This is a genomic window from Pseudomonas sp. TCU-HL1 (assembly GCF_001708505.1).
In the GTDB taxonomy this organism is placed as follows: Bacteria; Pseudomonadota; Gammaproteobacteria; order Pseudomonadales; family Pseudomonadaceae; genus Metapseudomonas.
Map to the genome: position 1 here is coordinate 1,199,968 of NZ_CP015992.1, position 19,561 is coordinate 1,219,528.

Here is a 19,561-nt window from a genome sequence, read left to right on the forward strand (position 1 = left end):
GCTGTATAAGCGCGCGCCCCTATTGGGCGCGCGCGTCTTTCTGCCCCTGAATAATCCCAAGCGAGGAGGGCGCAATGGCCGTCACCAATAGGCTGGCCTGTTACTCCGACCCTGCCGATCACTACTCCCATCGCGTGCGCATCGTGCTCGCCGAGAAGGGGATCGCTGCCGAGATCATCAATGTCGAGCCGGGCCGTTGCCCGCCCAAGCTGGCCGAGGTCAATCCTTACGGCAGTGTGCCGACACTGGTTGATCGTGACTTGGTGCTTTATGAGTCGACTGTGGTGATGGAGTACCTGGAAGAGCGCTATCCGCACCCACCGCTCTTGCCGGTTTATCCGGTGGCGCGCGCCAATAGTCGTCTGCTGATTCATCGGGTGCAGCGCGATTGGTGCAGCCTGGTGGATCGCATTCTCGATCCGCGCAGCAAGGATGCCGACAAGGCTCAGGCTCGCAAGGAGTTGCGTGAGAGTCTCACGGGGGTATCCCCTTTGTTTGCGGACAAACCCTACTTTCTGAGCGAAGATCTCAGCCTGGTGGACTGCTGCCTGCTGCCGATTCTCTGGCGCCTTCCGGTGCTAGGTATCGAGCTGCCTCGGCCGGCCAAGCCGCTACTGGACTATATGGAGCGAGCGTTTGCGCGCGATGCATTCCAGTCCAGTCTGTCCGCCGTCGAGCGCGATATGCGTTGAGGAGACCAAGATGAATTCCAGCCGTCCCTATCTGGTTCGCGCGCTCTACGAGTGGATCGTCGACAACAACTGCACCCCGCACCTGCTGGTAAATGCCGAACACGCCGATGTTCGGGTGCCGGCCGGGTACGCCAATGATGGCCAGATCGTGCTCAATGTTTCGCCCAGTGCCGTGCGCCACCTGCACATGGACAACGAGGCAGTGAGTTTCGAAGGGCGTTTCGGTGGGGTCGCCCACACTCTCTATATCCCTTCGGCTGCGGTCATGGCTATCTACGCCCGAGAGAACGGCCAGGGAATGGTCTTTGATCTTGAGCCGCCGTTGCCGGGTGATGATCCCGAGCCGGAGGATGACGGTCCTTCTGGTGGCGAACCGCCGAGTTCGGGAGGAGAGCCCTCGCGACCCGCTGGGCGGCCCAGCCTGAAAGTGGTGAAGTAATGAAAAAGGCGATCCTCGGATCGCCTTTTTTGTGCCTGTCGCCAGGGTCAGTTGGTGTATTCGAAGAGACGAACGATCTTCTGTACGCCCGATACGCCCTGCACGATGCTGGTGGCCAGTTGAGCTTCCTGGCGAGTTACCAGGCCCAGCAGATAGACGATGCCATTCTCAGTGATAACCTTGATCTGCGAGCTGGGAACCTTGCTGTCCGCCAGTAGCTGAGTCGTGATCTTGGTGGTGATCGTGCTGTCGTTCATGCGTGCCAGGGTGGTGGATGGCGGTAGTACCTGCAGTTCGTTGTGGACGCGGCGTACGCCCTGGGCTGTCTGGGCAGCCTGGCCGGCCAATTCCTTGAGGTCTGCGCGTGGCGTCTGGCCAGCGAGCAGCACTACGCCGTTGTAGCTGGCGACCACGACGTGCGAGTTGGTCTTCAGGTCGGGGCTGGCGGCTTCGACCTTGGCGCGTACCTTGGACGGCGTGGACTGGTCGTCGATGGTCTTGCCGACAGTGCGGCCGCCGCAGCCTGCCAGTGCAAGGCAGAGGGCGAGGCCGGCGAGGATCAGGGGGGAACGGGTCATTCTTCACTCCCAAACAATTGACGGTCGATCAGGTCGCAGAGGCAATGGATGCTCAGCAGGTGGACTTCCTGGATGCGCGCGGTGATCTTGGAGGGGACGCGAATCTCAACATCCTCCGGAAGCAGCAGCGACGCCATGCCGCCACCGTCTCGACCGGTCAGGGCGACGACTACCATCTCGCGGTCGTGGGCGGCCTGGATTGCCTGGATCACGTTGGCCGAGTTGCCGCTGGTGGAGATGGCCAGCAACACGTCGCCCGGCTGGCCAAGTGCGCGGATCTGCTTGGAAAAGACTTCGTTGTAGCTGTAGTCGTTAGCGATGGAGGTGATGGTCGAGCTGTCGGTGGTCAGTGCGATCGCCGGCAGGCTCGGGCGCTCGCGTTCGAAGCGGTTGAGCAGTTCTGAGGAGAAGTGCTGGGCGTCGCCGGCCGAGCCGCCGTTGCCGCAGGACAGGATCTTGCCCTCATTGAGCAGCGCGTGGACCATCACCATGCTGCCGTGCTCGATGTGCGGGGCCAGCAGTTCCATGGCCTGCAGCTTGGTGTCGATGCTGGCCTGGAAGAGTTGGCGGATACGGGGTTGCATGTCCATCGGGTAAGACCTTCAGTGGGGCGACCGATCAGGTGTCGAAGGCATTCTTCAGCCAGGTCAGTCGCGGGGGTGAATCGCCGTCCATTGCATCGACGGCAATCACATCAAATCGACAAGGGTATCTTGCCCAGCGGGATTCCTGCTGAAGGAACTGCTGGGCGGCGTATGCCAGTTTTTCTCGCTTGCGGGCGTCGACGCTCTCGAGTGCGCCGCCCCAGCCGGCATGACGTCGGTAGCGGACTTCGGCGAATACTACTGTATCGCCGTCGAGCATGACCAGATCGAGCTCGCCGCGTCGGCACAGCCAGTTCTGGGACAACAAACGCAGCCCGTTTGCTTCGAGGTGAGCGCGGGCAAGGGCTTCCGCCGCTTGTCCGCGTGCTCGTCTGTCACTCAAGAGTCGCTGTCTTTCAGGCGCTGGACCTGGCCGTTGCGGAACTCCGCCCAGGGCAGCTGACGCTCGACACGGCGCGCCGGGTTGAGGCTAAGGCGGCCGGAGAGACCATCTACCTGGGTTTCCGGCAGTGCCTTGAGTTGTGCCAGGCGCGGCGCAAGGCGGTAGGCGTCGGCGCCCATGGCGTAGAGGCGGCCCAGGCTGCCACCGGCCTGCGGCCACTGGCTGCCGACCTGTTGACGCAGCGGGTCGTCGCTGTTCAGCAGCCAGGGCGTTTCGCAGAAACGGATGCCGTTGAGGTCCTGGTACTGGGCCGGATCGTTACTCGCGGAGTACAGGTGGGAGGTGGCGTATACCGGCACGTCACCGGCGTACTGGAAGGCCAGGGTCGGCTTGATCTGCTGGGCCTGCTGCGGCGTGGCAGCGAGGAAGATGAAGTCGACATCCTGGCGGCGGGCGGGCTGAGCTGCCACGGCGACGCCCAGAGTGCTCTGCAGGCGCTTGGCGCGAGCTTCGCTCTGGCGGAGCTGGAAGAGGTCGGCGATTTGCTGCGCCAAGGCGACTGGCTGGTCCACGTGCTCGGCGGCAATCAGGCGGCCACCTTCGGCTTGCCAGCTCTGCTGGAATGCGCGCAGTACGCGATCCCCCCATTCTCCGCGGGGCACCAGGGCAACGGCGCTGCGCATGCCATCGGCCCAGGCGCGGCGTGCCGCTTCACGGGCCTCGTCCTCGGCGGCAAGGCCGAACTGGAAGAGCTGGGCTGGAGATTCCTGGCCGGAGTCGCTGTAGTTCAGGGCGAGGGTCGTAATGGGCAGTTGCTCGCGAGCGCTAAGCTGCTTGACCAGCGGTTTCTCGAGCGGGCCGACCACCAGTTGCACGCCATCCGCCTGGGCCTGGCGGTAGAAGTCGTCGATGGAGGTCAGCTTGGAACTGTCGTAGATATCGATGCTCGGTTGCGCCTGGCCGGACTGCTTGGCCTGGTAGTGGGCGGCGAGGAAGCCATCGCGCAGCGCTCGGGAGACGGACGCCAGTTGGCCTTCCTGCGGCAGCAGCAGGGCGATCCTGGTCAGCGGCTGGCCGGCAATTTCCTTCAGTTTGGTCAGGGGCTGCGGCAGTTGCTTGGCGGCCGGGTGGTCAGGGTTCTGTGCGCGCCAGTTATCGATGGCGGCCTGCTGTTGCTCCAGCGTGGAGGATGTCTTGGTCAATCGAGCCAGCTCCAGCCAGCCGGCCAGGTCCTTGTCGCCGCCACCTTGCAACTGATCCAGCGGCATGCCGGAAACCAGCGCCCAGATGGCTTCGTGATTGTTGTTGGCGGCTTCGCCGCTCAGCAGTGGGGCGATGAAGGCGCGCTCGCGGGCTGCGGCGAGCGTCTGGCCGTCTGCTTCCAGGGCGCGGGCGCGTACCAGTTGCGTGCGCACCTGCTGATCCACCGGCAGTTCGGCGAGGCGCTCCAGGCTTGGGTTGCTCAAGGATTTGAGGGCGCTCTTGGGCTGGTTGCGGGCCATGGCCAGTTCGGCGGCCAGGGTGCCGGCGAAGACCTGTTGAGCGGGTTTCAGCGTCTCAAACGGGATCTGCTCGAGGATGCGTGCCGAACGGCCGATATCCTGTTGCTTGTAGGCGAGGTCGGCTGCGGACAGGCGCAGCAGGGTGGCCTCTTCCGGCTTGGCTTCGCTGGCTTGTTGCAGCAGCTGCTCGATGCTGGCCTGGGGCGTGCGGGGCAGTTCGCCAAGGCTGGACGAAGGCGAGCTGGCGCAGGCAGCCAGCAGGCCGGCGAGGCAGAGGGCGGAGAACGGACGCAGGCAAGCGATCATTTATCGGTCCCGATACTCGTGAAAGAAAGGCGCGATTGTACCCAAGCCCCGGTTGGGGCGCGATGTCGGGTCGGTGAATCGGGATACAATGCGCGCTTTCAGTATTTTCCGAGGTGCCTTGTGACTCTTTCCACCGCCAGCGGCAGCGCTCCCGGCACGCTTTATGTGGTCGCAACACCTATCGGCAACCTGGATGACATCAGTGTCAGGGCGCTTCGGGTGCTGAAGCACGTTGCCCTGATCGCCGCGGAGGACACGCGGCACTCTGTGCGCCTGTTGCAGCATTTCGGCATCGAAACACCGCTTGCAGCCTGTCATGAACACAATGAGCGCGATCAGGGCGGGCGCTTCCTCTCGCGGCTGCAGGCGGGGGATGACGTGGCGCTGATTTCCGATGCCGGCACGCCGCTGATTTCCGATCCGGGATATCACCTCGTTCGTCAGGCGCGTGCCGCTGGTATTGCGGTCGTGCCGGTGCCGGGCGCCTGTGCATTGATTGCAGCGCTGTCGGCTGCGGGATTGCCGTCGGACCGTTTTATCTTCGAGGGCTTCCTGCCGGCCAAGGCTACTGCTCGTCGGGGACGCCTGGACGACATAAAGGAAGAGCCCCGCACACTCATCTTCTATGAGGCGCCACACCGATTGCTGGAGTCTCTCGAGGATATGCGCGGCGTTTTTGGCGGTGATCGGGCGGCAGTGCTGGCGCGCGAGTTGACCAAAACGTTCGAGACCCTCAAGGGGGCGCCTCTGGATGAGTTGTGTGGATGGGTGGCGGCTGACGCCAACCAGCAGCGAGGTGAGTGTGTGGTGCTGGTGGGAGGTTGGCAGGCGCCGGAAGGCGAGGGTGCCCTGAGTGCGGACGCCTTGCGAGTGCTCGATCTGCTTCTGGGCGAAATGCCACTCAAGCGTGCTGCTGCGCTGGCGGCAGAGATCACGGGAGTGCGCAAGAACCTGCTCTATCAGGCGGCGCTCGAGCGCCAGGGTGATTCCTGAGCTTGTTCTTGAGGGCGCCTGCCGTTAACCTTGTCGGCGGAGAGTCGATCGGACAGTCGCTGTCTCATATCGTTCGTCGGTATGGGAGGGAGGAAAGTCCGGGCTCCATAGGGCGGAGTGCCAGGTAACGCCTGGGAGGCGCAAGCCTACGGAAAGTGCCACAGAAAATAACCGCCTAAGCGCGCAAGCGCCGGTAAGGGTGAAAAGGTGCGGTAAGAGCGCACCGCGCGACTGGTAACAGTTCGTGGCTAGGCAAACCCCACTCGGAGCAAGACCAAATAGGAATCCATGGCGTGGCCCGCGTCGGATTCGGGTAGGTTGCTAAAGGCTGTCAGTGATGGCAGCCGTAGATGAATGACTGTCCTCGACAGAACCCGGCTTACAGATCGACTCTCTGCTTCTTCTCTTCCTTCCGCTTTAGCACTTCTGTGCTCTCTTCCCTTCGTCGAAATACCGAAAAGATCTTACTCTTAACAATTCACTTTAAGTTCGAAGTCCAGCTTCCTGTAAGTGTTGGATTTTGCTCCTTCTTTGCCCCCGGAAATCCGTCCAAAACCCTCCTAAACCCTCGCTAAATTGCCGTCCTGTAAGGAATTTTCCGCTTTTGCGCGCCTTGACGGTGGGGCTGGCGCATTTCTATAGTGTGCGGAAGTGGAGCGAAGTGGGTGGAAGTGGGATAAAGCGGCACGGAAAGCCAATCAAAGGGGAGCGCAGCCTTGTTTCGCGGAGCTAACGCCATCAGTCTCGACGCCAAGGGGCGACTCGCGATGCCAAGTCGGTATCGTGATGAGCTCGTTTCGCGTTGCGGTGGGCAGCTCATTGTGACAATCGACGCCGTCGACCCCTGTTTGACTGTCTACCCCCTGCCAGAATGGGAACTCATCGAAGCGAAGCTGCGTGAGCTGCCCTCCCTGCGCGAGGAAACTCGCCGCCTGCAACGTCTGCTGATCGGCAACGCCGTGGACCTCGAACTGGATAGCGCCGGTCGTTTTCTGGTTCCGCCGCGTCTGCGCGAACATGCCCGGCTGGATAAGCGGGCCATGCTGGTCGGCCAACTGAACAAATTTCAACTGTGGGATGAGGATGCCTGGAACGCGATTTCCGAGGCAGACCTCATGGCAATCAAACAACCTGGCGGTTTGCCGGATGAACTACGTGACCTGATCCTGTGAGCGCAACCAGCAGCTTCCGCCATATCACCGTACTGCTCGAAGAGGCTGTGGAGGGACTCGCCCTGCGCGCGGACGGCTGCTACCTGGACGGAACATTCGGGCGAGGCGGGCATAGCCGGCTCGTCCTGGAGCGGCTCGGGCCCGATGGCCGCTTGCTGGGGTTCGACAAAGACCCGCAAGCGATTGCGACGGGGCAAGCTCTGGCGGCCGATGACGGCCGCTTTGTCATTGTGCAACGCAGCTTTGCAGAGCTGGGCGAAGAAGTGCGCGCGCGCGGTCTGGAGGGCAAGGTGGACGGCGTGTTGCTCGACCTTGGCGTCTCGTCGCCTCAGCTGGACGACCCCGAGCGCGGCTTCAGTTTTCTCAATGACGGCCCGCTGGATATGCGCATGAACCCTGATCGTGGCCAGAGCGCCGCGCAGTGGATCGCCAGCGCCAGCGAGGAAGAAATCGCTAGGGTCTTCAAGGATTACGGCGAAGAGCGCTTCGCCAAGCGCATGGCGCGTGCCGTCGTGCAGCGCCGCACAGAAAAGCCCTTCGAGCGCACCGCCGATCTGGCTGCCGTGTTGACTGTTGCAAACCCGGCCTGGGAGAAGGGGAAGAATCCCGCGACCCGCGCTTTCCAGGGCATCCGCATCCACGTCAACAACGAGCTGGGGGACCTGGAGCAGGGGCTCGACGCTGCGCTTGATTCCCTGGCCGTTGGCGGCCGCCTGGTGGTGATCAGCTTCCACTCCCTGGAAGACCGCATCGTCAAGCAGTTCATGCGCAAGCACGCCAAGGGCGAGGCCGACAAGCTGCCGCGCGACCTTCCGGTGCGCCAGGCCGTCTTCGAGCCACGCCTGAAGTTGCTTGGCAAGCCACAGTACGCGTCGGACGCGGAGCTCAAGGCCAACCCGCGTTCGCGCAGTGCCGTCATGCGCGTGGCGGAGAAGGTGCGATGAGTCGCCTCTACGCCAAACCCCTTCCCGGCGGCAGCCTGCTGATGCTGTTGCTGTTCGCCGCTGTATTGTTGTCGGCCATCGCGGTGTCCTATAGCGCGCACTGGAACCGCAAGCTGCTCAATGAGCTCTACGCGGAACTCAGCGTACGCGACAAGGCTCAGGCCGAGTGGGGTCGCCTGGTGCTCGAGCAAAGCACCTGGACCGCTCACAACCGCATCGAGTCGCTGGCGAGCGAACAGCTCCGGATGCGTATCCCCGATCCGACTGAAATACGGATGGTGGCGCCATGATGAAGCTCGAAGGCGCTCTCTTCCCCTGGCGCTTCCGGGTTGTACTGGGTTTGCTTGCCATCATGGTCGGCGCCATTTCCTGGCGAATCGTCGACCTGCATGTGATCGACCGTGACTTCCTCAAGGCCCATGGCGATGCGCGCAGCGTGCGCCATATCCCGATCCCGGCTCACCGCGGCCTGATCACCGACCGCAATGGCGAGCCCCTGGCCGTCAGTACCCCGGTGACCACGCTCTGGGCCAACCCCAAGGATCTGATGGGCCTGCGCGACCAGTGGGCTCGAATCGCCCAGGTGCTGGGGCAGGATCCGAAGGTCTTCGCCCAGCGAATCGAGCAGAACGCCAATCGCGAGTTCATGTACCTGGTGCGCGGCCTGACCCCGGAACAGGGGCAGGCGATCCTCGCCAACAAGCTGCCGGGTGTGTATGGCATCGAGGAGTTCCGTCGTTTCTACCCGGCCGGCGAAGTGACCGCCCATATGGTGGGCTTCACCGATGTCGATGACCGTGGTCGTGAGGGCGTCGAGCTCTCCTTTGATGAGTGGCTGGCCGGTGTGCCCGGCAAGCGTCAGGTGCTCAAGGATCGCCGCGGCCGTCTGATCAAGGATGTACAAGTCGCCCGCAACGCCAAGCCGGGCAAGACACTCGCACTGTCCGTCGACCTGCGCCTGCAATACCTGGCCCACCGGGAGCTGCGCAATGCCCTGGTGGAAAACGGAGCCAAGGCTGGCAGCCTGGTGATCGTGGACGTGAAAACTGGCGAAGTGCTGGCCATGGCCAACCAGCCCACCTACAACCCGAACAACCGCCGCAGCCTGCAACCGGCAGCCATGCGCAACCGGGCGATGATCGACGTGTTCGAGCCCGGCTCTACGGTCAAACCGTTCTCCATGAGCGCTGCGCTGGAAAGTGGACGCTGGAAACCTACCGATACGGTGGATGTCTATCCCGGCACCCTGCAGATCGGCCGCTATACCATTCGTGACGTTTCGCGCGCCACCGGTGCTCTGGACCTCACCGGCATCCTGATCAAGTCGAGCAACGTCGGCATCAGTAAGATCGCCTTCGACATCGGCGCGGAGTCCATCTATCGAGTGATGCAGCAGGTGGGCCTGGGGCAGGACACCGGCCTCGGTTTCCCCGGCGAGCGCGTCGGCAATTTGCCCAACCACCGCAAGTGGCCCAAGGCCGAGACCGCGACCCTGGCCTACGGCTATGGACTTTCGGTGACGGCCATCCAGCTGGCCCACGCCTATTCGGTCATCGCCAACAACGGCAAGAGCGTTCCGCTGTCCCTGACCCGTACCGACAGTCAGGTCGATGGCGTGCAGGTGATCGACGAGCAGGTCGCCAAGACCCTCCAGGGCATGCTCCAGCAAGTCGTCGAGGCGCCGGGCGGTGTGTTCCGTGCCCAGGTGCCGGGTTACCACGTGTCCGGCAAGAGTGGTACGGCACGTAAGGCGAGTGTAGGAACCAAGGGGTACACCCAGAACGCCTATCGCTCGCTGTTTGCAGGCTTCGCCCCGTCCACCAACCCGAGAATCGCGATGGTGGTAGTGATCGACGAACCCAGCAAGGCGGGTTATTTCGGCGGCCTGGTTTCGGCCCCGGTCTTTGGCAAGGTCATGGCCGGTGCGCTGCGACTGATGAACGTCGTGCCGGACAACCTGCCCACCGAGGAACAACAGACCGCGAACGCGGCCAACGGCAAAGGAGGGCGGATCTGATGCCCATGCCACTGAACCAGCTACTGCCCCAGGCGCAAGGCGCCACCTTGATTCGTGAACTGACCCTGGACAGTCGCAAGGTGCGTCCGGGCGACTTGTTCCTGGCCGTGCCCGGTGCCCAGCACGACGGCCGTGCACACATCGCTGACGCCGTCTCTCGTGGCGCCGTCGCTGTGGCTTATGAGTCGACCAATGCCCAGGTGACTGAAGTCGTGGGTGCCGAACTGATCCCGATCAAGGGGTTGGCCGGCCAACTGTCGGCAATTGCGGGCCGTTTCTACGGTGAGCCGAGTCGCGCGCTGCGCCTGGTGGGGGTCACCGGTACCAATGGCAAGACCAGTGTCAGCCAGCTGCTGGCTCAGGCGCTTGACCAGTTGGGCGAGCGTTGCGGGATTGTCGGCACCCTGGGGACCGGCTTCTGTGGCGAGTTGGAAAGCGGTCGCCATACCACGCCTGATCCCCTGGCCGTGCAGGCCACCCTGGCGAATCTGAAGCAGGCTGGTGCCCGCGCCGTAGCCATGGAAGTGTCCTCCCACGGCCTTGAGCAGGGCCGTGTTGCCGCGCTGGATTTCGATGTTGCGGTGTTTACCAATCTGTCTCGCGACCACCTGGACTTCCACGGTTCCATGGAGGCCTACGCAGTGGCCAAGGCCAAGCTGTTCAGCTGGCCCAACCTGCGCGCGCGGGTGATCAATCTCGATGACGAGCTCGGTCGCCAACTGGCTGCTGAGCAGCGCGAGTCCCGCCTTTTCAGTTACAGCCTGGAAGACGCCGACGCATTCCTTTACTGCCGTGAAGCCCGGTTCGATGATCACGGAGTACGTGCCCAACTGGTCACTCCGCAAGGCGAAGGCCTGCTGCGTAGCCCGCTGCTGGGCCGATTCAACCTGAGCAACCTGTTGGCCGTGGTCGGTGCGCTGCTGGCCATGGACTATCCGCTGGATGAAGTGCTGCATGTCCTGCCGTCGCTGCAAGGCCCGGTCGGCCGCATGCAGCGCCTGGGCGGCGGCGAGAAGCCCCTGGTGGTGGTGGACTATGCCCACACGCCGGACGCGCTGGAGAAAGTCCTGCAGGCATTGCGTCCCCATGTCACCGGTCGCCTCCTCTGCCTGTTCGGCTGTGGTGGTGACCGGGATCGCGGCAAGCGTCCGCTGATGGCCGCGGTTGCCGAGCGCCTGGCGGATCGCGTCCTGGTAACCGATGACAACCCGCGCAGTGAAGACCCGGCGCAGATCTTCGCCGATATCCGTACGGGTTTCGACGTGGCGGACAACGCGGAGTTCGTCGCGGGCCGCGGCCTGGCCATCGCCCAACTGATCAGTTCCGCTGCTGCTGCTGATGTAGTGCTGCTGGCTGGCAAAGGCCATGAGGATTACCAGGAAATCGCTGGCGAGCGCCATCCCTTCTCGGATCTGGATGAAGCGGCCAAGGCGCTGGATGCCTGGGAGGTGCCCCATGCTTAAGCCGTTCCGCCTGTCCGAACTCCTCGGGCCGCTGCAGGCCGAGCTGGTGGGAGCCGACGTCAGCTTCACCGGCGTCTCCAGTGACAGCCGCAAGATTGAGGTCGGGCAACTGTTCGTTGCCCTCGTCGGCCCGCGTTTCGATGGTCATGACTACCTGGCCGATGTGGCTGCGAAGGGCGCAGTGGCCGCTCTGGTGCAGCGCAAAGTCGCCAATGCCCCGATTCCGCAGTTGCTGGTGGGCGACACCCGCGAAGGCCTCGGCCGTCTGGGGGCCTACAATCGTGACGGTTTCACCGGCCGGGTAGCGGCAGTCACCGGGTCCAGCGGCAAGACCACGGTCAAGGAAATGCTTGCCAGCATCCTGCGCACCCAGGGCAGTGTCCTGGCTACCCGTGGCAACCTGAACAACGACCTCGGTGTCCCGCTGACTCTGCTGGAGCTGGGGGCCGAACACGACAGCGCGGTGATCGAGCTGGGCGCCTCGCGCGTTGGCGAGATTCTTTACACCGTTGGCCTTACCCGGCCCCAGGTCGCCATCGTCAACAACGCCGGGACTGCCCACGTGGGCGAGTTCGGCGGTCCGGAAAAGATCGTCGAAGCCAAGGGTGAAATTCTCGAAGGCCTGACCGCTGATGGTGTGGCCGTGCTGAATCGGGACGATCGCGCCTACTCCACCTGGTACACCCGTGCCGCTGGCCGCAAGGTGCTGAGCTTTGCCGTGGCGGATACCGGCGCAGACCTGCGTGCCGAGAACTTGACCCGCGATGCCCGTGGTTGCATGGCTTTCCACCTCCTCGGTGTTGCCGGCGAAGCGGACATTCAGCTCAACCTGTTGGGGGCGCACAACGTCGCCAATGCCCTGGCCGCCGCCGCCGCCGCGCATGCCCTGGGCGTGCCGCTGGTCGGGATCAAGACCGGTCTGGAGAACCTGCAGCCTGTCAAAGGCCGCGCCGTAGCGCAGCTCGCCACCAGCGGCATGCGCGTGATCGACGACAGCTACAACGCCAACCCCGCGTCGATGCTCGCCGCCGTTGATATACTCGCCGGCTTTTCCGGTCGCACCATCCTGGTGCTCGGGGATATGGGCGAACTTGGCGAATGGGCCGAGCAAGGCCACCGCGATGTCGGTGAATACGCGCGCGGAAAAGTCAGTGCGCTGTATGCCGTCGGTCCGCTGATGGCCTATGCAGTCACTGCCTTCGGTGACCAGGGTCGCCACTTCGCTGATCAGGCCAGCCTGCTTCAGGCACTGACCAGCGAGCAGGACAAAAACACCACAATTCTGATCAAAGGCTCCCGCAGCGCGGCGATGGACAAAATCGTCGCGGCGTTCTGCGGGACGGGGGAGGCTCACTAATCATGCTGCTGCTGCTCGCTGAGTACCTGCAACAGTTCTATAAAGGGTTCGGCGTATTCCAGTACCTGACCCTGCGCGGGATTCTCGGCGTCCTGACAGCGCTGTCGCTGTCGCTCTGGCTGGGGCCCTGGATGATCCGCACCCTGCAGATCCGCCAGATTGGCCAGGCTGTGCGTAACGATGGCCCGCAATCGCACCTGTCGAAATCCGGTACGCCGACCATGGGTGGCGCGCTGATCCTGACCGCCATCGCTATCAGCACCCTGCTCTGGGCCGACCTGTCCAACCGCTATGTCTGGGTTGTGCTGGCCGTGACGCTCGCCTTCGGCGCAATCGGCTGGGTGGATGACTACCGCAAGGTGATCGAGAAGAACTCCCGCGGCCTGCCGAGCCGCTGGAAGTACTTCTGGCAGTCTGTATTCGGCGTCGCCGCTGCGATCTTCCTTTATATGACTGCCAGCACACCGGCCGAGACCACCCTGATCCTGCCGCTGGTGAAGAACATCGAGATCCCGCTGGGTATCGGCTTCGTGGTGCTGACCTACTTCGTGATCGTCGGCTCCAGCAATGCGGTGAACCTGACCGATGGTCTTGACGGCCTGGCCATCATGCCCACCGTCATGGTCGGCGGTGCTCTGGGGATCTTCTGCTACCTGTCGGGCAACATCAAATTCGCCGAGTACCTGCTGATTCCCTATGTGCCGGGCTCGGGCGAACTGATTGTGTTCTGCGCGGCGCTGGTCGGCGCGGGGCTTGGTTTCCTCTGGTTCAACACTTACCCGGCCCAGGTATTCATGGGCGACGTTGGCGCGCTGGCCCTGGGCGCGGCGCTGGGCACCATCGCCGTGATCGTGCGCCAGGAAGTGGTGCTGTTCATCATGGGCGGCGTGTTCGTCATGGAAACCCTTTCGGTGATGATCCAGGTCGCCTCCTTCAAGCTGACCGGTCGTCGTGTGTTCCGCATGGCCCCTATCCACCACCATTTTGAGCTGAAAGGCTGGCCCGAACCCCGGGTCATCGTACGGTTCTGGATCATCACTGTGATTTTGGTGCTGATCGGTCTGGCCACCCTGAAACTGAGGTAATCGAGCGTGACGTTGATCGCTTCCGACCAGTTCCGCATCGTTGTCGGCCTCGGCAAGAGCGGCATGTCCCTGGTGCGCTTCCTGGCGCTTCAGGGCGTTCCGTTTGCCGTGGCTGATACCCGCGCGAACCCGCCGGAGCTGGCGTCGCTTCAGAGCCAGTACCCGCAGGTTGAAGTACGCTGCGGTGAACTGGATCCGGACTTCCTCAGTCGCGCGAGCGAGCTTTACGTGAGCCCGGGCCTGGCCCTGGCGACTCCCGCCTTGCAGGAAGCAGCGCGGCGTGGTGTGAAGCTGTCCGGGGATATCGAACTCTTCACCCGCCATGCCAAGGCCCCGATCGTGGCCATTACCGGCTCCAACGCCAAGAGCACCGTCACCACCCTGGTTGGTGACATGGCCAGGGCGGCCGGCAAGCGAGTTGCCGTGGGTGGAAACATCGGTACGCCGGCGCTCGATCTGCTGGCCGACGATATCGAGCTCTACGTGCTTGAACTCTCCAGCTTCCAGCTGGAGACCACTGATCGGCTGAACGCTGAAGTAGCCACCGTGCTCAATGTCAGCGAAGACCACATGGACCGCTATGCCGACATGCAGGCCTATCACCTCGCCAAGCACCGCATTTTCCGCGGCGCGCGTCAGGTGGTGGTCAATCGTGGCGATGCCCTGTCGCGTCCTTTGGTGGCTGACCAGCTGCCGTGCTGGCCCTTCGGCCTGAACAAGCCGGATTTCAAGTCCTTCGGTCTGATCGAAGAGGGCGGCGAGAAGTACCTCGCGTACCAGTTCGACACGCTGATGCCGGTGCGCGACCTGAAGATCCGGGGCGCGCACAACCAGGCCAATGCCCTGGCGGCGCTTGCCCTGGGGCATGCGGTTGGGCTGCCACTCGAACCCATGCTGGACACCCTGCGGACCTTTGCCGGCCTGGACCATCGTTGCCAGTGGGTGCGCGAGTTGCGAGGCGTGTCCTACTACAACGATTCCAAGGCCACCAACGTTGGCGCGGCCCTGGCAGCCATCGAAGGCTTGGGTGCCGATATCGAAGGCAAGTTGGTGCTGATCGCCGGTGGCGACGGCAAGGGCGCTGATTTCTCCGGCCTCAAGGTTCCGGTAGTTCGCTTCTGCCGCGCCGTTGTGCTGCTCGGTCGCGATGCCGAGCTGATCGCCGGTGTCCTGGGCGATGACGTGCCGCTGGTGCGGGTCAATACCCTGGACGAAGCGGTTCAGCGTTGCGCCGAACTGGCTGAACCAGGAGATGCCGTGCTGCTGTCGCCAGCCTGCGCCAGCCTGGATATGTTCAAGAACTTCGAAGAACGCGGGCGTCTTTTCGCCCAGGCTGCGGAGGGGCTCGCCTGATGCTGGCCCGTCTGCTCGCCGCCCCGTCGCCGCTGCGCAGTCGCCGCGGCATCGACATCGACTTCCCACTGCTGGCCGGGTGCCTGTCGCTGCTCGGCCTTGGCCTGGTGATGATCACGTCGGCCTCGTCGGAAGTGGCTGCTGCGCAGGCCGGCAACCCGCTGTATCACATGATTCGCCATCTGATTTACCTCTCCATCGGGCTGGTGGCTGGTCTGCTGACCCTGCAAGTGCCGATGGCGTTCTGGCAACGCCACGGTGCGCGCTTGATGCTGGCGGCTTTCATTCTGCTGATCCTGGTGCTGCTGCCTGGCATCGGTCGTGAGGTCAACGGCGCCAAGCGCTGGATCGGTTTCGGCCTGTTCAACCTGCAGCCGTCCGAGTTGGCAAAGCTGTTCACCGTGATGTTCATCGCTGGCTACCTGGTGCGTCGCCAGGATGAAGTGCGCGAGAAACTCACTGGCTTCATCAAGCCGATGCTGGTACTGGGCCCCATTGCCGTACTGCTGCTGGCCGAGCCGGACTTCGGTGCCACCGTGGTTCTGGTGGGTTCCTGCATTGCCATGCTGTTCCTCGGCGGTATCAACCTGGTGCGTTTCATTCCCCTGGCCGGGGCGGTTCTGGCCGCGGGCGTGCTGGTCATGACCAGCCAGAGCTACCGGATGCAGCGCCTGACCAACTTCATCGACCCCTGGGCTGACCAGTACGGCGCCGGCTATCAGTTGAGCCAGGCGCTGATCGCGTTCGGTCGCGGCGAGTGGTTCGGTGTAGGCCTGGGCAACAGCATCCAGAAGCAGTTCTACCTGCCGGAAGCCCATACCGACTTCGTCTTCGCCGTACTGGCCGAGGAACTGGGCATGGTTGGCGCTCTGGCCACTGTCGGGCTGTTCGTCTTCGTCAGCGTCCGGGCGCTCTATATCGGCCTGTGGGCCGAGAAGGCGCGCCAGTACTTCTCCGCCTATGTGGCTTACGGCTTGGCATTCCTCTGGATCGGTCAGGTTCTGATCAACATCGGTGTGAATGTCGGCCTGCTGCCGACCAAGGGGCTGACCCTTCCTTTCCTCAGCTACGGTGGCAGCTCCCTGGTGATCTGCTGCGTCAGCCTGGCACTGCTGCTGCGCATCGAATGGGAGCGGCGTACCCAGCTGGGCGACGAGGAAGTCGAGTTCGTCGAAAGCGATTTCTTCGACGAGGAGGTGCGCCCATGAGCGGCAACGTACTGATCATGGCCGGCGGCACCGGCGGCCACGTATTCCCCGCACTGGCGTGTGCCCGAGAGTTCCAGGCACGTGGTTTCAACGTGCATTGGCTGGGCACTCCGAAAGGCATCGAGAACGAATTGGTGCCCCAGGCCGGCCTGCCGCTGCACCTTATCCAGGTCAGTGGTCTGCGCGGCAAAGGGCTCAAATCCCTGCTCAAGGCGCCGTTCGAATTGCTCAAGTCGCTGTTCCAGGCGCGCCGCGTCGTGCGTGAGCTCAAGCCGGTCTGCGTGCTGGGCATGGGCGGTTATGTTACCGGCCCGGGTGGTCTGGCTGCGCGGCTGTCTGGCGTGCCCTTGATCATTCATGAGCAGAACGCCGTTGCCGGCACTGCCAATCGCAGCCTGGTGCCTTTTGCCAGCCGCGTATGCGAAGCCTTCCCCGATACCTTCGGCCAAAGCGACAAGCGGCGGACCACTGGCAACCCGGTGCGCGAGGAGCTGTTCCTGGAGACGCCGCGCGATGCGCTGGGCGGCCGCAAGCCGCGGCTGCTGGTGCTGGGCGGCAGCCTCGGGGCCGAACCGTTGAACAAATTGCTGCCTGAAGCCCTGGCGAAACTGCCGTCGGACCTGCGTCCGGAGGTGTTCCATCAGGCCGGCCGTAAACATGACGAGATCACCGCGGAGCGATATCGCGAAGCCGCGGTCGAAGCCCAGGTCGCGCCCTTCATCAAGGACATGGCACGTGCGTACGCCTGGGCCGATCTGGTCATCTGCCGTGCAGGCGCCCTGACCGTGAGTGAACTGGCCGCTGCCGGCCTGCCTTCGTTCCTGGTGCCGCTGCCCCATGCGATCGACGACCACCAGTCGCGCAATGCCGAATATCTGGCGAAGGAGGGCGCGGCTGTCCTTCTTCCGCAACATTCCACTGATGCGGCCAAGCTGGCCGATCAGCTGACCGAGGTCCTGATGCAGCCCGAGAAACTCAAGGCCATGGGCGCAATCGCCCGCCGTCTGGCCAAACCTGCCGCCACCCGCACTGTGGTCGAGATCTGCCTGGAGGTGGCCCATGGTTGAGAGCCAGAAAGCCATGCCCCAGCCCGAAATGCGCCGTATCCGTCGTATCCATTTCGTCGGTATCGGCGGCGTTGGCATGTGCGGTATCGCCGAGGTGCTGCTGAACCTGGGTTATCGGGTCTCCGGCTCGGACCTGAAGACGTCGGCCGTGACCGAGCGCCTGGAGAGGTTCGGTGCACAGATCTTCATCGGTCACCGCGCTGAAAACGCCGAGCATGCCGATGTGCTGGTGGTGTCCAGCGCTGTGAACCAATCCAACCCCGAGGTCGCGGTTGCCCTGGAACGCCGTATTCCGGTGGTGCCGCGCGCCGAGATGCTGGCCGAACTGATGCGCTACCGCCACGGCATTGCCGTCGCCGGTACCCACGGCAAGACGACCACTACCAGCCTGATTGCGTCCGTATTCGCCGCGGGCGGGCTGGACCCGACGTTCGTCATTGGCGGCCGCCTTAATGCTGCCGGCACCAATGCCCAGCTGGGTACCAGCCGTTACCTGGTCGCTGAAGCGGACGAGAGCGACGCCAGCTTCCTGCACCTGCAGCCGATGGTGGCCGTGGTCACCAATATCGACGCGGACCACATGAGCACCTACGAAGGGGACTTCAACAAGCTGAAGAAGACCTTCGTGGAGTTCCTCCACAACCTGCCGTTCTATGGCCTGGCCGTGCTCTGTGTGGACGATCCGGTCGTCCGCGAGATCCTGCCTCAGGTGGCGCGCCCCACCGTGACCTACGGCTTTGCCGAAGATGCGGACGTCCGTGCCATCAATGTTCGGCAGGAAGGCATGCGCACCTGGTTCACCGTTCTGCGCAAGGACCGCGAGCCGCTGGATGTTTCGGTGAACATGCCGGGCAACCACAACGTGCTGAATTCCCTGGCCACCATCGCCATTGCTTCAGACGAAGGCATCAGCGACGAAGCCATCGTCCAGGGCCTCTCCGGCTTCCAGGGTGTCGGTCGACGCTTCCAGGTTTACGGCGAGCTGGACGTGGAAGGCGGCAGCGTGATGCTGGTAGACGACTACGGTCACCATCCGCGTGAAGTGGCCGCGGTGGTCAAGGCCGTTCGTGGCGGCTGGCCGGAGCGTCGCCTGGTCATGGTCTACCAGCCCCACCGTTACAGCCGCACCCGCGATCTTTACGACGATTTCGTACAGGTGCTGGGTGAAGCCAATGTGCTGCTGCTGATGGAGGTCTATCCGGCGGGCGAAGAACCGATCCCCGGCGCCGACAGCCGCCAGCTCTGCCATAGCATTCGTCAGCGCGGCCAACTGGACCCGATCTACATCGAACGGGGTGTCGACCTGGCCCCCCTGGTCAAGCCGCTGCTGCGTCCCGGCGACATCCTGCTCTGCCAGGGTGCCGGGGACATCGGTGCGCTGGCGCCGCAATTGATCCAGAACCCGCTGTTTGGCGGTCAGCCTGCTGATGCCGCCAAGAGGAAGACGAAATGAGCGCGCAACTGAACTCCACCTACGACCCGGCAGCGTTCGGTCGCGTCGCCGTGCTCTACGGCGGCAAGAGCGCTGAGCGCGAGGTCTCGCTGAAGTCCGGCACCATGGTGCTCCAGGCTCTGCAGAACGCCGGCGTGGACGCGTTCGGCATCGATGTCGGCGACGACCTGTTGCAGCGCCTGCAAGCCCAGAAAATCGATCGCGCTTTCATCATCCTCCACGGTCGTGGTGGCGAAGACGGCAGCATGCAGGGCCTGCTGGAGTGCCTGGACATTCCGTACACCGGCAGCGGCATCCTGGCTTCGGCACTGGCCATGGACAAACTGCGGACCAAGCAGCTGTGGGTCAGCCTGGGCCTGCCGACGCCCCGCCATGCGGTACTCGCCAGCGAAGCGGACTGCCGTCAGGCCGCTGCAGAACTGGGCTTCCCGTTGATCGTCAAGCCAGCCCACGAGGGCTCTAGCATCGGCATGGCCAAGGTGGAGGGCGTCGAGGCGCTCATCGAAGCCTGGCGCGCCGCCGGTGTCTACGACCCGCAAGTGCTGGTGGAACAGTGGATCCACGGTCCGGAGTTCACCGTCGCTTGGCTGCGTGGTGAAGTGCTGCCGCCCATCCGTCTCGGCACCCCGCACACCTTCTACGACTATGACGCCAAGTACCTGGCCAGTGATACCCGCTACCAGATCCCCTGTGGACTGGATGCGGACAAGGAGGAGGAGCTGAAGCAGCTCACCGCGCGCGCCTGCGAAACCCTCGGCATCCAGGGCTGGGCCCGTGCCGACGTGATGCAGGACGCCGAAGGGTGCTTCTGGCTCCTCGAAGTCAACACCGCACCGGGCATGACCGATCACAGCCTGGTGCCGATGGCCGCACGCGCTGCGGGCCTGGATTTCCAGCAACTGGTGCTGGCGATCCTCGCCGACAGCGTCGAGGCAAGGGGCTGAC

Annotated in this window: 19 protein-coding genes and 1 other RNA gene; 16 read left to right on the forward strand and 4 right to left on the reverse strand. The window is 63.6% G+C overall.

Translation table 11 applies throughout. The features are described 5' to 3' along the window. The first annotated feature begins 74 nt into the window (after positions 1-74). Both THL1_RS05555 and THL1_RS05560 read left to right on the forward strand, forming a co-directional pair. Positions 75-692, forward strand: a complete 618-nt coding sequence (locus tag THL1_RS05555; protein WP_069082324.1) for a glutathione S-transferase N-terminal domain-containing protein — start codon at positions 75-77, stop codon at positions 690-692. 10 nt (positions 693-702) lie between these two features. Next, positions 703-1,131, forward strand: coding sequence for a ClpXP protease specificity-enhancing factor (locus tag THL1_RS05560; RefSeq protein WP_069082325.1), 429 nt, complete (start codon positions 703-705; stop codon positions 1,129-1,131). Positions 1,132-1,178: 47 nt separating this feature from the next. Here the strand turns inward: THL1_RS05560 and THL1_RS05565 are convergent, their stop codons facing one another. The 4 genes from THL1_RS05565 to THL1_RS05580 are packed head-to-tail and all read right to left on the reverse strand — an operon-like array spanning position 1,179 to position 4,504. Beyond that, a complete protein-coding gene (locus THL1_RS05565; protein WP_069082326.1) occupies positions 1,179-1,709 on the reverse strand; it encodes a BON domain-containing protein in 531 nt (176 codons plus the stop codon). Beyond that, entirely contained in the window at positions 1,706-2,299 is a 594-nt protein-coding gene (locus tag THL1_RS05570) for a phosphoheptose isomerase (protein WP_069082327.1), read from the reverse strand. Before THL1_RS05570 ends, THL1_RS05565 begins: the two co-directional genes overlap by 4 nt. Before the next feature lie 28 nt (positions 2,300-2,327). After that, positions 2,328-2,696, reverse strand: coding sequence for a YraN family protein (locus tag THL1_RS05575; RefSeq protein ID WP_069082328.1), 369 nt, complete (start codon positions 2,694-2,696; stop codon positions 2,328-2,330). Continuing rightward, the gene (locus tag THL1_RS05580) at positions 2,693-4,504 is read right to left on the reverse strand and encodes a penicillin-binding protein activator (RefSeq protein WP_069082329.1); all 1,812 of its coding nucleotides are present in this window, start codon (positions 4,502-4,504) and stop codon (positions 2,693-2,695) included. The genes THL1_RS05575 and THL1_RS05580 overlap by 4 nt, the downstream gene beginning before the upstream one ends. A gap of 120 nt (positions 4,505-4,624) precedes the next feature. Here THL1_RS05580 and rsmI point away from each other — a divergent pair, with 120 nt between their 5' ends. The 14 genes from rsmI to THL1_RS05650 all read left to right on the forward strand — a co-directional run bounded on the left by rsmI (position 4,625) and on the right by THL1_RS05650 (position 19,560). Further along, on the forward strand, positions 4,625-5,497 hold the full coding sequence (gene rsmI / locus THL1_RS05585) for a 16S rRNA (cytidine(1402)-2'-O)-methyltransferase (protein ID WP_069082330.1): 873 nt from the start codon (positions 4,625-4,627) through the stop codon (positions 5,495-5,497). 40 nt (positions 5,498-5,537) lie between these two features. Next, positions 5,538-5,895: RNase P RNA component class A (gene rnpB, locus THL1_RS05590), an RNA gene on the forward strand. Positions 5,896-6,213: 318 nt separating this feature from the next. Next, complete coding sequence (gene mraZ, locus THL1_RS05595; protein ID WP_069082331.1) at positions 6,214-6,669, forward strand: division/cell wall cluster transcriptional repressor MraZ; 456 nt, start codon at positions 6,214-6,216, stop codon at positions 6,667-6,669. Next, positions 6,666-7,613, forward strand: coding sequence for a 16S rRNA (cytosine(1402)-N(4))-methyltransferase RsmH (rsmH, locus tag THL1_RS05600; protein ID WP_069082332.1), 948 nt, complete (start codon positions 6,666-6,668; stop codon positions 7,611-7,613). The genes mraZ and rsmH overlap by 4 nt, the downstream gene beginning before the upstream one ends. Beyond that, positions 7,610-7,903: a cell division protein FtsL gene (gene ftsL / locus THL1_RS05605; protein WP_069082333.1), complete on the forward strand. Its 294-nt coding sequence runs from the start codon at positions 7,610-7,612 to the stop codon at positions 7,901-7,903. The genes rsmH and ftsL overlap by 4 nt, the downstream gene beginning before the upstream one ends. Next, complete coding sequence (locus THL1_RS05610) at positions 7,900-9,630, forward strand: peptidoglycan D,D-transpeptidase FtsI family protein (protein WP_069082334.1); 1,731 nt, start codon at positions 7,900-7,902, stop codon at positions 9,628-9,630. Before ftsL ends, THL1_RS05610 begins: the two co-directional genes overlap by 4 nt. Next, a complete protein-coding gene (murE, locus tag THL1_RS05615; RefSeq protein ID WP_069082335.1) occupies positions 9,630-11,093 on the forward strand; it encodes a UDP-N-acetylmuramoyl-L-alanyl-D-glutamate--2,6-diaminopimelate ligase in 1,464 nt (487 codons plus the stop codon). The genes THL1_RS05610 and murE overlap by 1 nt, the downstream gene beginning before the upstream one ends. Continuing rightward, complete coding sequence (locus THL1_RS05620; protein ID WP_069082336.1) at positions 11,086-12,450, forward strand: UDP-N-acetylmuramoyl-tripeptide--D-alanyl-D-alanine ligase; 1,365 nt, start codon at positions 11,086-11,088, stop codon at positions 12,448-12,450. The genes murE and THL1_RS05620 overlap by 8 nt, the downstream gene beginning before the upstream one ends. 2 nt (positions 12,451-12,452) lie before the next feature. Beyond that, positions 12,453-13,535 carry a phospho-N-acetylmuramoyl-pentapeptide-transferase gene (gene mraY / locus THL1_RS05625; RefSeq protein WP_069082337.1) on the forward strand — a complete coding sequence of 361 codons (1,083 nt, stop codon included), beginning with the start codon at positions 12,453-12,455 and terminating at the stop codon, positions 13,533-13,535. A gap of 6 nt (positions 13,536-13,541) precedes the next feature. After that, positions 13,542-14,888, forward strand: coding sequence for a UDP-N-acetylmuramoyl-L-alanine--D-glutamate ligase (gene murD / locus THL1_RS05630; protein WP_069082338.1), 1,347 nt, complete (start codon positions 13,542-13,544; stop codon positions 14,886-14,888). After that, positions 14,888-16,096, forward strand: a complete 1,209-nt coding sequence (gene ftsW, locus THL1_RS05635; protein ID WP_069082339.1) for a putative lipid II flippase FtsW — start codon at positions 14,888-14,890, stop codon at positions 16,094-16,096. Before murD ends, ftsW begins: the two co-directional genes overlap by 1 nt. Continuing rightward, positions 16,093-17,163, forward strand: a complete 1,071-nt coding sequence (gene murG / locus THL1_RS05640; protein ID WP_069082340.1) for an undecaprenyldiphospho-muramoylpentapeptide beta-N-acetylglucosaminyltransferase — start codon at positions 16,093-16,095, stop codon at positions 17,161-17,163. Before ftsW ends, murG begins: the two co-directional genes overlap by 4 nt. After that, complete coding sequence (gene murC / locus THL1_RS05645) at positions 17,156-18,616, forward strand: UDP-N-acetylmuramate--L-alanine ligase (RefSeq protein WP_069082341.1); 1,461 nt, start codon at positions 17,156-17,158, stop codon at positions 18,614-18,616. The genes murG and murC overlap by 8 nt, the downstream gene beginning before the upstream one ends. Next, entirely contained in the window at positions 18,613-19,560 is a 948-nt protein-coding gene (locus THL1_RS05650; RefSeq protein WP_069082342.1) for a D-alanine--D-alanine ligase, read from the forward strand. The genes murC and THL1_RS05650 overlap by 4 nt, the downstream gene beginning before the upstream one ends. The last annotated feature ends 1 nt before the right edge of the window (position 19,561 follow it).

What these genes read in the sequence shown, in the direction of transcription:
- ftsL (WP_069082333.1), top strand. Translation starts at nt 7,610, where the DNA reads ATGAGTCGCCTCTACGCCAAACCCCTTCCCGGCGGCAGCCTGCTGATG.
- THL1_RS05610 (WP_069082334.1), top strand. Translation starts at nt 7,900, where the DNA reads ATGATGAAGCTCGAAGGCGCTCTCTTCCCCTGGCGCTTCCGGGTTGTA.
- THL1_RS05580 (WP_069082329.1), bottom strand. Translation starts at nt 4,504, where the DNA reads ATGATCGCTTGCCTGCGTCCGTTCTCCGCCCTCTGCCTCGCCGGCCTG.
- THL1_RS05620 (WP_069082336.1), top strand. Translation starts at nt 11,086, where the DNA reads ATGCTTAAGCCGTTCCGCCTGTCCGAACTCCTCGGGCCGCTGCAGGCC.
- murG (WP_069082340.1), top strand. Translation starts at nt 16,093, where the DNA reads ATGAGCGGCAACGTACTGATCATGGCCGGCGGCACCGGCGGCCACGTA.
- mraY (WP_069082337.1), top strand. Translation starts at nt 12,453, where the DNA reads ATGCTGCTGCTGCTCGCTGAGTACCTGCAACAGTTCTATAAAGGGTTC.
- THL1_RS05570 (WP_069082327.1), bottom strand. Translation starts at nt 2,299, where the DNA reads ATGGACATGCAACCCCGTATCCGCCAACTCTTCCAGGCCAGCATCGAC.
- THL1_RS05650 (WP_069082342.1), top strand. Translation starts at nt 18,613, where the DNA reads ATGAGCGCGCAACTGAACTCCACCTACGACCCGGCAGCGTTCGGTCGC.
- THL1_RS05565 (WP_069082326.1), bottom strand. Translation starts at nt 1,709, where the DNA reads ATGACCCGTTCCCCCCTGATCCTCGCCGGCCTCGCCCTCTGCCTTGCA.
- murE (WP_069082335.1), top strand. Translation starts at nt 9,630, where the DNA reads ATGCCCATGCCACTGAACCAGCTACTGCCCCAGGCGCAAGGCGCCACC.
- ftsW (WP_069082339.1), top strand. Translation starts at nt 14,888, where the DNA reads ATGCTGGCCCGTCTGCTCGCCGCCCCGTCGCCGCTGCGCAGTCGCCGC.
- murC (WP_069082341.1), top strand. Translation starts at nt 17,156, where the DNA reads ATGGTTGAGAGCCAGAAAGCCATGCCCCAGCCCGAAATGCGCCGTATC.
- THL1_RS05555 (WP_069082324.1), top strand. Translation starts at nt 75, where the DNA reads ATGGCCGTCACCAATAGGCTGGCCTGTTACTCCGACCCTGCCGATCAC.
- THL1_RS05560 (WP_069082325.1), top strand. Translation starts at nt 703, where the DNA reads ATGAATTCCAGCCGTCCCTATCTGGTTCGCGCGCTCTACGAGTGGATC.